The 13372-nt window shown below is 73.5% G+C and carries 12 protein-coding genes and 1 rRNA gene; 3 read left to right on the top strand and 10 right to left on the bottom strand.

The features are described from left to right. Positions 1 to 162 precede the first annotated feature (162 nt). The gene (locus tag AC3EUJ_RS32700) at positions 163 to 1971 is read left to right on the top strand and encodes a glycoside hydrolase family 15 protein (protein ID WP_431967844.1); all 1809 of its coding nucleotides are present in this window, start codon (positions 163 to 165) and stop codon (positions 1969 to 1971) included. Positions 1972 to 1999: 28 nt separating this feature from the next. On the opposite strand, the gene AC3EUJ_RS32695 is transcribed toward AC3EUJ_RS32700, so the two are convergent. From AC3EUJ_RS32695 to AC3EUJ_RS32670, 6 genes are all read right to left on the bottom strand, one after another. Continuing rightward, positions 2000 to 3136, bottom strand: a complete 1137-nt coding sequence (locus AC3EUJ_RS32695) for a glycosyltransferase family 4 protein (protein ID WP_431967842.1) — start codon at positions 3134 to 3136, stop codon at positions 2000 to 2002. A 392-nt stretch (positions 3137 to 3528) separates the two neighbouring features. Further along, on the bottom strand, positions 3529 to 5271 hold the full coding sequence (recN, locus tag AC3EUJ_RS32690; RefSeq protein ID WP_431967840.1) for a DNA repair protein RecN: 1743 nt from the start codon (positions 5269 to 5271) through the stop codon (positions 3529 to 3531). Between the two features lie 49 nt (positions 5272 to 5320). Next, entirely contained in the window at positions 5321 to 6250 is a 930-nt protein-coding gene (locus AC3EUJ_RS32685; protein ID WP_431967882.1) for an NAD kinase, read from the bottom strand. A gap of 26 nt (positions 6251 to 6276) precedes the next feature. Beyond that, on the bottom strand, positions 6277 to 7083 hold the full coding sequence (locus AC3EUJ_RS32680) for a TlyA family RNA methyltransferase (protein WP_431967838.1): 807 nt from the start codon (positions 7081 to 7083) through the stop codon (positions 6277 to 6279). 7 nt (positions 7084 to 7090) lie between these two features. After that, complete coding sequence (locus AC3EUJ_RS32675; RefSeq protein ID WP_431967836.1) at positions 7091 to 7363, bottom strand: hypothetical protein; 273 nt, start codon at positions 7361 to 7363, stop codon at positions 7091 to 7093. Then, on the bottom strand, positions 7356 to 8264 hold the full coding sequence (locus AC3EUJ_RS32670) for a histone (RefSeq protein WP_431967834.1): 909 nt from the start codon (positions 8262 to 8264) through the stop codon (positions 7356 to 7358). Before AC3EUJ_RS32670 ends, AC3EUJ_RS32675 begins: the two co-directional genes overlap by 8 nt. 147 nt (positions 8265 to 8411) lie before the next feature. Between AC3EUJ_RS32670 and AC3EUJ_RS32665 the strand changes: the two genes are divergently transcribed. After that, on the top strand, positions 8412 to 8759 hold the full coding sequence (locus AC3EUJ_RS32665) for a sterol-binding protein (protein WP_431967832.1): 348 nt from the start codon (positions 8412 to 8414) through the stop codon (positions 8757 to 8759). Between the two features lie 18 nt (positions 8760 to 8777). Here AC3EUJ_RS32665 and AC3EUJ_RS32660 read toward each other — a convergent pair whose 3' ends face one another. Beyond that, positions 8778 to 9815 (bottom strand): HAD-IIA family hydrolase, encoded by a 1038-nt coding sequence (locus AC3EUJ_RS32660; protein WP_431967830.1) that lies wholly within the window; start codon positions 9813 to 9815, stop codon positions 8778 to 8780. A 72-nt stretch (positions 9816 to 9887) separates the two neighbouring features. Between AC3EUJ_RS32660 and AC3EUJ_RS32655 the strand changes: the two genes are divergently transcribed. Continuing rightward, a complete protein-coding gene (locus AC3EUJ_RS32655; protein ID WP_431967828.1) occupies positions 9888 to 11171 on the top strand; it encodes a DUF1015 family protein in 1284 nt (427 codons plus the stop codon). Positions 11172 to 11231: 60 nt separating this feature from the next. Here the strand turns inward: AC3EUJ_RS32655 and AC3EUJ_RS32650 are convergent, their stop codons facing one another. The 3 genes from AC3EUJ_RS32650 to rrf all read right to left on the bottom strand — a co-directional run bounded on the left by AC3EUJ_RS32650 (position 11232) and on the right by rrf (position 13265). Further along, complete coding sequence (locus AC3EUJ_RS32650) at positions 11232 to 12080, bottom strand: hypothetical protein (protein ID WP_431967826.1); 849 nt, start codon at positions 12078 to 12080, stop codon at positions 11232 to 11234. Then, positions 12077 to 12841: a hypothetical protein gene (locus AC3EUJ_RS32645; RefSeq protein ID WP_431967824.1), complete on the bottom strand. Its 765-nt coding sequence runs from the start codon at positions 12839 to 12841 to the stop codon at positions 12077 to 12079. The genes AC3EUJ_RS32650 and AC3EUJ_RS32645 overlap by 4 nt, the downstream gene beginning before the upstream one ends. 307 nt (positions 12842 to 13148) lie before the next feature. Further along, positions 13149 to 13265 (bottom strand): 5S ribosomal RNA (rrf, locus tag AC3EUJ_RS32640). Positions 13266 to 13372 lie beyond the last annotated feature (107 nt).

Below are 13372 nucleotides of genomic sequence, written 5' to 3'. Positions count from 1 at the left end.
GCATTGACGTCGTATCCTGCTCGGACACATCGATTCGATGCGAGTGAACCGGCACGGCACTACCCCGCCCGCTCCCGGGAAAGAGCTCGTCGACAGATCCACAGACCGCAATCACCGCCCCAGTCCCAAGGGGCGCCGCCGTCGTTCGACTGGGAGACCTACGTGGCCGGGCGTATCGAGGATTACGCACTCATCGGCGATATGCAGACCGCCGCCCTGGTGTGCCGGGACGGCACGGTCGACTGGCTGTGCCTGCCCCGCTTCGACTCCCCCGCGATCTTCGCGGGCCTGCTCGGCACGGAGGAGCACGGCTACTGGCGGCTCGGCCCCGCCCACGCGAACGGCACCCGCCCCCCGGCCGCCACCCGGCGCCGCTACCGGGGCGACTCCCTGGTGCTGGAGTCGGAGTGGGACACCCCGCGCGGCACGGTCCGTGTGATCGACTTCATGCCGCCGCGTGACGGCGCCCCCCAGCTGATCCGGATCGTCGAGGGCGTCAGCGGCCGGGTCCCGATGCGGTCCGCGCTGCGCATGCGCTTCAGCTACGGCTGGGTCGTGCCGTGGGTGCACAAGGTGGGCGAGCGCACCGTCGCCGTCGCCGGCCCGGACTCCGTCTGGCACGACACCGACGTCGAGACGTACGGCAAGGACCTCACCACCTACGCCGACTTCACGGTCTCGCCCGGCGACCGCATCGCCTTCACCATCAGCTGGCAGCCCTCGCACAAGGAGCCGCCCCCGCTCGCCGAGCCCGAGGCCTCTCTGGAGGCCACCGAGGACTTCTGGCGTGAGTGGGTCGCCCAGTGCACCTACCACGGCCCCTACCGGGACGCCGTGGTCCGCTCCCTGATCACGCTCAAGGCCCTGACGTACGGGCCGACCGGCGGCATCGTCGCCGCCCCCACCACCTCCCTGCCCGAGGACATCGGCGGCGTCCGCAACTGGGACTACCGCTTCACCTGGCTGCGCGACGCGGCGATCACCCTGTCCTCCCTGCTGCGCACCGGTTACCGCGACGAGGCCCGCGCCTGGCGCGAGTGGCTGCTGCGCGCGGTCGCCGGCGACCCCGAGAACCTGCAGATCATGTACGGCATCGCCGGTGAGCGCGAGCTCGGCGAGACCGAGCTGGACTGGCTGCCCGGCTACGAGGGCTCCATCCCGGTCCGGGTCGGCAACGGCGCGGCCCACCAGTTGCAGCTCGACGTCTACGGCGAGGTCACCGAGGCCCTGCACCTGGCGCACATGACCGGCCTGGCCCGCAACGACTACGCCTCGCTCCTGCAGATCCGGCTCATCCAGTACCTGGAGGACCACTGGGACGAGCCCGACGAGGGCATCTGGGAGGTCCGCGGCCCGCGCCGGCACTTCGTCCACTCCAAGGTCATGGCCTGGGTCGCCGTGGACCGCACCGTCAAGCTCATCGAGTCCGGTGAGGTCGACGGCCCGCTGGAGCGCTGGCGCGAGCTGCGCGACGAGATCCACCGCGATGTGTGCGAGAAGGGCTACGACAAGGAACGCAACACCTTCACGCAGTCCTACGGCTCGCGTGAGCTGGACGCCTCGCTGCTGCTCATCCCCCAGGTGGGCTTCCTGCCGCCGGACGACAAGCGCGTGATCGGCACCATCGAGGCGATCCAGCGGGAGCTGTCCACCGAGGACGGCTTCGTGCTGCGCTACCCGACCGACGCCCCGCCCGGCGGCGAGAACCTGGACGGCCTGCCCGGCGACGAGGGCGCCTTCCTCGCCTGCTCCTTCTGGCTCGCCGACGACCTCGCCATGATCGGCCGGGTCGACGAGGCCCGCAGGCTCTTCGAGAAGCTGCTCGCGCTCCGCAACGACCTCGGCCTGCTCGCCGAGGAGTGGGACCCGCGGCTGCAGCGGCAGGTCGGCAACTTCCCGCAGGCCTTCAGCCACGTGCCGCTCATCGACACGGCGCTGCGGCTCACCGCGAGCGGCGCCTACGGCGGCTGATCCCTGCCGCGGTCGCCCTCGGCGGCCTTCAGGACGACGTCAACTCGTCATAGATGCTGAGCACTTGGGCGACCGTGTCATCCTCGGTCGGCCAAGTGGCGGCCTGCACGGGACCGGCCGCGGCGAGCCACGCACGCCGCGCCGGGTCCGCCAGCAGGCGCGTGACGGTGTCGGCGAGCGTCTTCGGACTGCCGTACGGCACCAACACCGCTGCCTCGCCGACGAGTTCGGGCGTACCTCCGACGGAGGTCGCCACCAGCGGCGCCCCGGCGTGCAGCGCCTCCTGCGCGATCAGCGGCCGCGCCTCCCAGCGCGACGGCAGCACCACCACGTCGGCGGCGGTAAGGAGTTCGGGCACGTCGTCGCGGCGGCCGAGCAGCCGCACCGGGAGCTCCTCGGCGTCGATCCGCTCCTGGAGCTCCGCACGCAGCGAGCCCTCGCCCGCGACCACCAGCAACGGCGCCGGCTCGAGTCCCGCCCACCCGTGAGCCGCGTCCAGCAGCAGGTGATACCCCTTGCGCGGCTCCAGACGGCCCACCGCGAGCAGCAACGGCCGCTCCCCCAAGGCGAATTCGTCCCGGGTCTTCTGCCGGCGCCGCTCCGCCTCGGCCACGGCCTCCGGGGACGGCGGGACCCGTGGCGGCGCCGGCACTCCGATCGGCCCGAGCCGGGCGTCCCTGGCCCCGGCCGAACGGGCCCGGTCCACCAGGTCCGACGAGGCGCCGAGCACGACCTCCGCCGCCCGCGCCACCCGACGCTCCAGCAGCCGCAGCACCCGCCCCCGCGCTCCCTCCGCCAGCACCGCGCCGTGCCAGGTGACCACCAGCGGCGTACGGCGCCCGCTCAGCGCCATCGTGGCGAGTAGCCCGGCCCGCAGCCCGTGCGCGTGCACGACGTCCGCGCCGGCGCAGGCCGCCCGCAACGCCGTCACCACGGCCGCGTCCGCCCTCGGTTGCGCGCGCCGGGTGATCTCGACCGGGGCGAACCGCGCTCCCGCCGCCCCGAATCCGTACCGCTCGTCGGCCTCCGCCGGCCCGCAGACCGTCACCCGGACGCCGCGTGCCACCAAGCCGCCCGCCACGGAGGCGACATGGGCCCGCGCCGTCTCGCCCAGCACGTGGACGGCGTGCAGCTGCCCGTGCAAGGGACTCGGTGAACTGCTCACGCGTGGTCGGGCTCCTGACTCGGCGTCGTGCGGAGGGTGGTGGGTCTGCTGCCTCAAGGATGCCAGGCCGATAGGCCATCCAGGGAGCGATGCCCCACCCCCGCCCGGCCACACGTACGCGGGACCACCCTTACGAGTGCCCCCGGCTCCCCCATCACGCGCACCCGCACGACCGCCCGATGGCCGAACAACCGGCCCCCACCGCCCCGGCGCGGCAGCCGACGGCAACGCCACGGCCCAGCGCCGGACTCCCGCCTGCGGGCACGCGCCCTTGCACAGCACGAGAAGCCGGCACGACGTGACGTGACGCGACCGGCGACATCAACCGCCCGCCAAGCCGGCGGCCCGTGGGCCCACGGGCCTCCCGCCTGCGAAACGCCGAGCGGGCGGCGTCAGCGCGCTTCGCGGGCGGCGGCCAGCAGTTCCTCCGCGTGGGCGCGGCCGAGCTCCGAGTCCTCCAGCCCGGCGAGCATCCGGGACAGCTCCCGCACGCGTTCCTCACCCTCCAGCACGCGCACCCCGCTGCGCGTGACGGACCCGTCGTTCGTCTTCTCGACCAGCAGCTGCCGGTCCGCGAACGCGGCCACCTGGGGCAGGTGCGTGACGACCACGACCTGCGCGGTCCGCGCCAGGCGCGCCAGGCGCCGGCCGACCTCGACCGCCGCCTTGCCGCCGACGCCCGCGTCGACCTCGTCGAACAGGTACGTCGGCACCGGGTCCGACCCGGCGAAGACGACCTCGACGGCGAGCATCACGCGGGACAGCTCACCGCCGGACGCCCCTTTGGCGATCGGCCGGGCCGGGGCACCGGGGTGGGGTGCGAGCTGCAGCTCGACCTCGTCCGCGCCGGTCGCGCCGAAGGCGACCCGGCGGCCGCCGACCTCGATGCCCTCGGCGTCCTCCGTCTGCCGGAGGGCGACGCTGACACGGGCGTGCGGCATGGCGAGCTGCGCGAGCTCCGCCGTGACGGCCGCGGCGAAGCGTTCCGCCGCCTCCGTGCGGGCGTCGGTGAGGGCCTGGGCGAGGTCGCCGAGCTCGGCACGCAGCGCGTCGCGCTCCGCCGTGAGCTCCTCGATCCGCTCGTCGTCCCCCTCCAGTTCGCCCAGCCGGGCCGCGCCCTGCTCGGCCCACGCCAGGACGGCGTCGATGGTCTCCCCGTACTTGCGGGTCAGATGCGCGAGGACGGCCCGCCGCTCCTCCACGGCCGCCAGTCGCCGCGGATCGGCGTCCAGGTCGTCGGCGTACCCGGCGAGCTCGCCGGCGACGTCGCCGAGGAGGATGCCGATCTCGCCGATCCGGTCCGAGAGCGCGGCCAGCGCCGGGTCGTGTGAGCGGACGGCGTCCAGGGCGCGCTGGGCGCCGGCGGCGAGCATGCCCGCGTCGACGCCCTCCGGGTCCTCGGGGTTCCCCGCGAGCGCGGCGTGCGCCAGGGTCGCGGCCGACGCGAGCGCCTCGGCGTGGCCCAGCCGCTCCGCCTCGGCGGCCAGGTCGGCGTCCTCGCCCGGCAGGGGCTCGGCCGCGGCGACCTCCTCCAGGCCGAAGCGCAGCAGGTCCGCCTCCTGGGCCCGCTCGCGGGCCCGCGTGGTCAGCTCGTCCAGCTCACCCACGACCTCGCGCACACGCCGGTAGGCGGCCGCGTACTTGGCCAGCGGCACCGCGACGGCGTCGCCCGCGTACCGGTCCAGCGCCTCGCGCTGGCGGGCCGGACGCAGCAGGCCCTGCTGGTCGGTCTGGCCGTGGACGGCGACGAGCTCGTCCGCCAGCTCGCCCAGCAGCCCCACCGGGACCGAGCGCCCGCCCACGAAGGCCCTGGAGCGGCCCTCCGCCGAGACGGTACGGCTGATCAGCAGCGCGCCGTCGTCCAGCTCGGCGCCGGCCTCCTCGGCCCGTACGGCGGCGGGCGCGTCGGCGCCCAGCGTGATCCGCCCCTCGACGGACGCCGATTTCGTACCGATCCGGACCAGACCGGGATCGGCACGGCCGCCCAGCAGCAGCCCGAGGCTCGTGACGACCATGGTCTTGCCCGCGCCGGTCTCACCCGTCACCGCGGTGAAGCCGGGCGACAGCTCGACCACGGCGTCCTCGATGACTCCCAGCGACCGGATCCGCATTTCCTCCAACACGGATACGACCATACGAGGTTTGCGGGCCGCCGCGCGACGGGCCTCACCCCTGAGGGGAAACTCAGTGCGGCGCGCCCCGCCAGCCCGCCACCGGCAGCGCGAACTTCGCGACCAGCCGGTCGGTGAAAGAGGCGTGGTGGAGCCGCGCCAGCCGCACCGGCACCGCGCCCCGGCGGACCTCCACGCGGGCCCCGGCCGGCAGGTCCACCGAGCGCCGCCCGTCGCACCACAGCACGCCGTGCGGGGTCTTCGGCTGCACCTCCACCGCCAGGACCGACTTCGGGGACGTCACCAGCGGCTTCGCGAAGAGCGCGTGCGCGCTGATCGGCACCATCAGCAGCGCCTCGACCTCGGGCCAGACCACCGGCCCGCCGGCCGAGAAGGCGTACGCGGTCGACCCTGTCGGGGTCGCCATGACCACCCCGTCGCCGCCGAAGCGGGAGACCGGTCGGCCGTCCACCTCCGTGACGACCTCCAGAAGCCGCTCCCGCGCCTGCTTCTCCACCGACGCCTCGTTCAGCGCCCAGTCGGTGTGGACGACCTGGCCATCGTTGCGCACCAGAACGTCGATCGTCATGCGCTCCTCGACCTCGTAGTCGCGGGTGACCACCCGGTCGACGACCTTGTCCAGGTCGTCGCGCTCGGCCTCCGCGAGGAAGCCGACCCGGCCCAGGTTGACGCCGAGCATCGGCACCCCCGAGGCGCGCGCGAACTCCGCGCCGCGCAGCAGGGTGCCGTCCCCGCCCAGGACGACGATCAGCTCGCAGTCCGCGACGGTCTCCGGGCCGATCTCCTGCACCAGCTGAACCGCGCCGTTCCCGGGCAGCGTCAGCTCCTCGGCCTCCTCGGCCAGCACCCGTACGCCGATGTCGCAGCGCTTCAGGCCCTGCACCACCCGCTCGGCGCTGCGGATGGCCGCCGGCCGTCCGGTGTGGGCCAGCAGGAAGACGGTGCGGCGGGACGTCCCGTGCACATCGTGCGTCCCGTGCATCCCCTCGTGGGTCTCGTGCGTCTCGCTCAACGGGGTCCCTCCGCCACAGCGCGGTCGACATCCGCCGGGTCCAGCTCGGGCGCCCCGGCGCGCAGCCACAGAAAGTACTCCACATTCCCCGACGGTCCCGGCAACGGGCTCGCGGTCACGCCCAGCACCCCCAGTCCCAGTGCGGCCGCCTGTCCGGCGACCTGTCGTACGGCCTCGGCGCGCAGCTGAGGGCTGCGGACGACACCGCCGCTGCCCAGTCGGTCCTTGCCCACCTCGAACTGCGGCTTGACCATCAGGACCAGGTCCGCGTCGGGCGCGGCACAGCGTACGAGGGCGGGCAGGACGAGCCCGAGCGGGATGAAGGACAGGTCGCCGACGACCAGGTCCACCGGCTTGTTGTCGATCTGCTCGAGCGTCAACTCGCGCACGTTGGTACGGTCCTTCACGGTGACGCGTTCATCACTCTGCAGCGACCAGGCGAGCTGCCCGTAGCCGACGTCGACGGCGACGACGTGCGCCGCGCCGTTGCGGAGCAGGACGTCGGTGAAGCCGCCCGTGGACGCCCCGGCGTCCAGCGCGCGGCGCCCCTCCACCAGCAGCCCGCCGGGCACGAACGCCGCCAGCGCCCCGGCCAGCTTGTGCCCGCCGCGGGAGACGTAGTCCGGGTCCGAGTCGTCCTTGGCCACGACGACCGCGGCACTGGTCTCCACCTGCGTGGCGGCCTTGGTCGCGGTCGTCCCGCCCACGGTCACCCGGCCGGCGGCGATCAGTTGCCCGGCGTGCTCCCGCGAGCGGGCCAGGTTCCGGCGCACCAGCTCGGCGTCGAGTCGGCGTCGTGCCACGTGAGGTTCAGCTCCTGTTGTCGTCGTCGAGTCTCGTGAGCGTGTCGCGCAGCCCACGGTGTACATCCTCGTACACCTCGACGTGGTCCTCGGTGGGAAGCAGGTCGGCATCCTGCAGGCGGACAAGGACAGCGTCCACCTCGGTATTCCCCGTGGCGTCCAGCACGACGCCCAGCGGACGCGGCCCCGCGTCGGCGACCGCCTCCGCCGCGGCCTCGGCCTCGGCCGCGGCCTCCGGTGCGGGAGCGGCTGCCACGCCCTCGGGGCCGGGCTCAGTCACGTCCCTTCGCCTCCTGCGTGCGGGCCGCCGTCTTCTTGGCGGTCGTGGTCTTCTTCGCGGCCGTCGTCTTCTTCGCCGGGGCCGCGCTCTTCGCGGTCGCGGTCCGAGCGGCCGGGGCGGCCTTCTTCGCCGCGGTGGCCTTCTTCACCGGGGCGGTGGTGGTCTTCCCGGCCGGGGCGGTGGCCTTCTTCGCCGGGGCCGGGCTCTTCTTGGCGGGGGCGGTGGCGGTCTTCCCGGCCGGGACGGTCTTCTTGGTGGCGGTCGCCTTCTTGGCCGGGGCCGCCTTCTTGGCCGGGGCCGCCTTCTTGGCCGGGGCCGCCTTCTTGGCGGCGGGCGCCTTCGCCGGGGCCGCGTTCTCCCGCGCGACCGGCACGGCGGCCGCGCCCGTGCTCTTGCCGGACTCCGGAACCACAGGGGCCTCAGGCGTCGCGGCAGACTCCGCCGGCGCGGCCTTCTTTGCGGGCCCTGCCTCGGCCACATGCGCCACGGGCGGCTGCGGCGGCACATACACGCCGGGTTCCGGCTCCTCGTCCGCCAGGCCGGCCCCGGCCGGCTCCCGGTCGTGGTCCTCCAGGTTGCGGATGCGGCGTTCCAGGGCCTCCAGGACGACACCGACCTTGGTGACCTCGTCCGCGAGCCGCCCGACCCGGCTCATCGCCTTGTCGATCTCCTCGCGGATGAGACCCACGAGCAGGTCGCGGTTGGCCCGTCCCGACGCCATCAGCTCGTCCGCGAGCGTCTGCACCTCAGGCGGGATCCGCTCGCCGATGCTCCGCTGGACCGCGTCAACATCTATCCCGGTCTGGTCGAGCAGTTCCTTGGCCACCCCGACCGCCCGTCGCCGGGTGGCCTCGGTCAGGCCGCCCGCGATCTGCAGACAGGTCCGCAACGCGTCCCGCATACGCCTCACTCCTCGCCTTCGCCAGTTCCCCAGACTTCCTCGGTCACGACGCTACCGCCTATGGCGCCGCATCTTCCCGAGGGTCCGCTGCGGTACGGTCGATCACCACCAGCACGAGCCGACGTCCGAACGGGAGACGCACAGCCCATGGCGACCATCGAGGAGTGCCGCAGCGCGCTCGAGCGGCTGTCCGAGAACCTCGCCAGGACCGAGGGCGACCTGCGGAGCGCAGCCGCGCTCGACCGCTCGCTGAGCTGCCGCATCACCGATCTCGACGTCACCTTCGTGGGGCGCCTGGTGGACGGCAGCATCCAGGACGTGGTCACCGTGCAGGGCCCGCCGACCGAGCGCGCCGAGATAAGGCTCACCATGGCCGGTGACGACCTTGTCGCGCTCGTCGACGGCAAGCTGCACTTCGCGAAGGCGTGGGGCAGCGGCAGAGTCAGGCTGGAAGCCGGTCTGCGCGACCTGCTGCGGCTGCGCAAGCTCCTCTAGCCCTAGCCCTAGCTCTAGCTAGAGCGCCTCCAGCCCCATCCCCAGCCGGTCCAGCGCCTTCCCCGCGTCCAGGTCGCAGGAGCCGTCCCCGGCCCACGTCCAGGCGGCCGCGCACAGCGCCCGCAGGCCGTCCATCGGCTCGCCGTCGCCGTCCAGCAGCAGCACCCCGTCGCCCACCGTGGCGGTCCAGCCCCCGCAGCGGTACGCGCCCTCGCCGGCGTCCGTGACCCCGGGCTGCGGGATGAGCAGCCCGCGCAGGTCGGCGTCCACGTAGGTGGGCCGGTGCCCGGGCGGCGCGGCGAGCAGCAGCGCGGGGGTGGTGACCCCGGTGAGCACCAGCAGCGAGTCGACGCCGCCCGCGTAGGCGCCCTCGATGTCCGTGTCGAGCCGGTCGCCGACCACCAGCGGCCGCCGTGCGCCGGTCCTGATGACCGTCTCGCGGTGCATGGGCGGCAGCGGCTTGCCCGCGATCTGCGGGTCGCCGCCGGTCGCGATCCGGACGACCTCGACGAGCGCTCCGTTCCCGGGGGCCGTGCCCCGGGCGGTCGGGATGGTCAGGTCGGTGTTGGACGCGAACCACGGCACACCGCGGTTGACCGCGTACGCCGCCTCGGCGAGCTGCTCCCAGCCGACCTCGGGCGAGTAGCCCTGTACGACCGCGGCGGGGTCGTCGTCGGCCGAGGCGACCGGCTGGAGGCCGCGTTCGCGCAACGCCTCCACGAGCCCCTCGCCGCCGATCGCGAGCACCCGCGCACCCGCCGGGACCTGATCCGCGATCAGCCGGGCCACCGCCTGGGCGGAGGTGACGACCTCGCCCGCCTCGGCCGGGACGCCGAGCCGGGTCAGGTGCTTCGCGACGGCCTGCGGGGTGCGGGCGGCGTTGTTGGTCACGTACGCGAGCCGCATGCCGTGCGCCCGCGCCGAGCCGAGTGACTCGACGGCGTGCGCGATCGCGTCACCACCCGCATAGACCACGCCGTCGAGGTCGAGCAGGGCCGTGTCGTATGCCTGGTCAAGAGGCCTTTCGCTGCCGGCCGGGCCGGTCCGGTGGGTCATGGGGTGGTCGCTCCTCGTATGTCGTCGATCACTCGGCACACTTCGTGGACATGACCCGCGTAGCATGCCCGGATGAGCAATTCCGGACCCGCTGTGCGGGGCTTGCGGCTGGCGCCGTTCCGCGCGCTGCGCTATGTCCCCGAGCGGGTCGGCAGCCTGGCCGCGGTCACCTCGCCACCGTACGACGTCGTCGTCCGGCCCGAGGGACAGCGGCACCTGGAGACAGCCGACCCGCACAATGTCGTGCGGCTCATCCTGCCCACCGCCGAGCCCCCGGACGGCCGGCACCGCAAGGCAGCCTGGGCGCTGTTCCAATGGCAGGAGGAGGGGGTCCTGGCCCTCGACCCCAAGCCCGCCCTGTACGTGTACGAGCAGCGCGAGGGCGATCAGGTCCAGCGCGGCCTCATCGGTGCCCTGCGGCTGACCCCGCCCGAGGAGCGGATCGTCCTGCCGCACGAGGACGTGATGCCCGGCCCGGTCGCCGACCGCGCCGCCCTCATGCGCGCCACGGCCGCCAACCTGGAGCCGCTCCTGCTGGCGTACCGGGGCGACGACGGGGAGGCGGCCGAGGTCGTCGAACGCACCGTCGCGGGCCCGCCCTTGCTGGCCACGACGACCGAGGACGGCATCCACCACCGTCTATGGGCGATCACCGACCCGCGGGCGATCGCTGCGGTCGACGCCGACCTGTCCCGGCACCAGGCCGTCATCGCCGACGGCCACCACCGCTGGGCCACGTACCTGCTGCTGCAGGCCGAGCACGAGGCCCCCAGCCCCTGGGACTACGGCCTGGTGCTGCTCGTCGACACCGCCCGCTACCCGCTGCGGGTCCGCGCCATCCACCGCGTGCTGCCGCAGCTGCCCGTCGCGCGGGCCGTCGAGGCGGCCCGTCACGCCTTCCGCGTACAGGAGCTGCCCGGGCCCCTGCCGGAGGCCCTGGCCGCTCTGGAGGACGCGGCGGCCGTGGGCAACGCGTTCCTGCTCACCGGCGACGGCCGCTTCCACCTCCTGGACCGCCCGGACCCCCAGGCCCTCGAGCGGGCCATCCCCCGGGACCGGCCCGAGGAGTGGCGGCAGCTGGACGCCACCGTGCTGCACAGCCTGCTCCTGGACCGGGTCTGGGAAGTGCCCGACGCCCCCGAGCACATCCACTACATCCACGACACTGAGGCCGCGGTCGAACACGCCGGGCAGTTCGGCGGCACGGCCGTGCTCATCCATCCGGTGCGCGAGAGCGTCGTGCACGACCTCGCCAAGCAGGGCGTGACGATGCCGCGCAAGTCGACCTCCTTCGGCCCCAAGCCGGCGACCGGTCTGGTGCTGCGCAGCCTGGAACTCGACGGCACGCCCGGCTGACCCGGTGGAACGCGAAGGGCGGCATCCGCACGACGCGGATGCCGCCCTTCGCTTCGACGATCAGTCCTCGGTGCCCTTGGCGGGCTCCTTGAACGGGTCGTCGAGGAACGCCGTCGGGTCGGCCTCGTCGGTCAGGTCGACGTCCGGCTCCCCGCCGTCACCGGCCGCGCCGACCTTGTCGTCCTCGTCCTCGTCGGAGGCCTCTGCGTCGTCGTCCGCGTCGTCGTCCGCGTCCTCGTCGCGAACCTCCGCGCCGGGCGCCCCGGCCCCTGCGTCCTCGTCGGCTGCCTCGTCCAGCGCGTCCACGAAGGCCACGCCGTCCAGCTGCGCCAGCCGGTCGGAGGCGTCCGTGCTGCCGTTCTGGTCGGCCTCCAGCGACTTGGCGAACCACTCCCGGGCCTCGTCCTCACGGCCTGCCGCGAGCAGCGCGTCGGCGTACGCGTACCGCAGTCGCGCCGTCCACGGGTGCACGGCGTTGGACGCCAACTCCGGGCTCTGCAGGGTGACGACGGCGGCCTCGTTCTGGCCCATGTCGCGCCGGGCCCCGGCGGCCACCAGCCGCATCTCCACCTGGCCCGCGCGGTCCAGCTTGTGCACCTCCGGCGCGCCCGCCATCTCCAGCGCGCGCTCCGGACGGCCCATGCCACGCTCGCAGTCCGCCATGACCGGCCACAGGTCGACCGTGCCCGTCATGCGGCGGCAGGCGCGGAACTCCGCCAGCGCCTCGGCGTACCGCTCCGTGGCGTACGAGGCGAAGCCTGCCGCCTCACGCACGGCGGCCACACGGGACGCGAGTCGCAGCGCGACCCGGGAGTAGCCATAGGCCAGGTCCGGGTCCTCGTCCAGCAGCCGGGCCACCATGACGAGGTTGCGCGCCACGTCGTCGGCGAGCGTCTTCGGCAGGCTCATGAGCTCCTGACGGACGCTGGGGTCGATCTCCTGGCCCGTGACGTCGTCCGGGATCGGCAGCCGCCTGACGGGCTCCCGCTCCTCGCGGCGCTCGTCACGGCCCCGGGTGTTCTCGAACCGCCCACGCCCCTGCACGTACGGCCGCCGGCCTCCGCCGCCCTGACCCCGCTCGTCCTCACGGCGCGGCCCACGGGGCCGCTCGTCCCGGCGGTCGTCGCGACGGTAGGCGCCACGGTCGTCGTCGCGGCGCGGCCCACGGGGCCGCTCGTCACGCCTGCCGTCCCGACGGTCCTCACGGGGGCGGTCGAAGCGCGGCCGGTCATCGCGGCGGAACCCACCGCGATCATCACGCGGACGATCCTCACGAGGACGGTCATAACGGGGCCGGTCGTCACGCCGGAACCCACCGCGATCGTCACGCCGATCATCACGCGGACGATCCTCACGAGGACGGTCATAACGGGGCCGGTCGTCACGCCGGAACCCACCCCGATCATCACGACGGTCATCACGACGGTCGTCACGCGGACGATCCTCACGAGGACGGTCATAGCGCGGCCGGTCGTCACGCCGGAACCCACCCCGATCATCACGACGGTCATCACGACGGTCGTCACGCGGACGATCCTCACGAGGACGGTCATAACGGGGCCGGTCATCGCGGCGGAACCCACCGCGATCATCACGCCGATCATCACGCGGACGATCCTCACGAGGACGGTCGTCACGACGGTAACCACCGCGATCGTCACGACGGTCATCGCGACCCCGGTCCTCGTACCGCCCACGCGGACGGTCGTCGCGGCGGTAACCGCCGCCGCCGGCCCGGTCGCCTTCGCGCCGGGGGCCGCCGCTGCGGTATCCACCCCGGTCGCCGCCCTGGCGCGGAGTGCGCCGCTCAGGCCGATCCGGCCGTTCCTCGGGCGAGTTGGACATCGACGTGACTCCTGTCGTTTGTGCTGCCGTAGTGCCAGTCTCTCGTACCAGTCCGCGAACTGCGCACCACGCTAAAAACAAAAGGACCCTCGGTCCCAGCGCTTTGGCCAGGACCGAGGGTCCGTAAAGATTGTTCGGCGGCGTCCTACTCTCCCACAGGGTCCCCCCTGCAGTACCATCGGCGCTGAAAGGCTTAGCTTCCGGGTTCGGAATGTAACCGGGCGTTTCCCTAACGCTATGACCACCGAAACACCATCGGGTGTTAGGCGAACAAGCACACTTTTCAGTTAAGTGACTGGTTCAACCGGTGCGACCGTTCGCAACCCGGGAACCAAACAGTGGACGCGAGCATCTGA

It is taken from the genome of Actinacidiphila sp. bgisy160 (genome assembly GCF_057707815.1).
The sequence above is the reverse complement of the archived record's forward strand: the minus strand, read 5'-3'. Positions and strand labels throughout refer to the sequence as shown.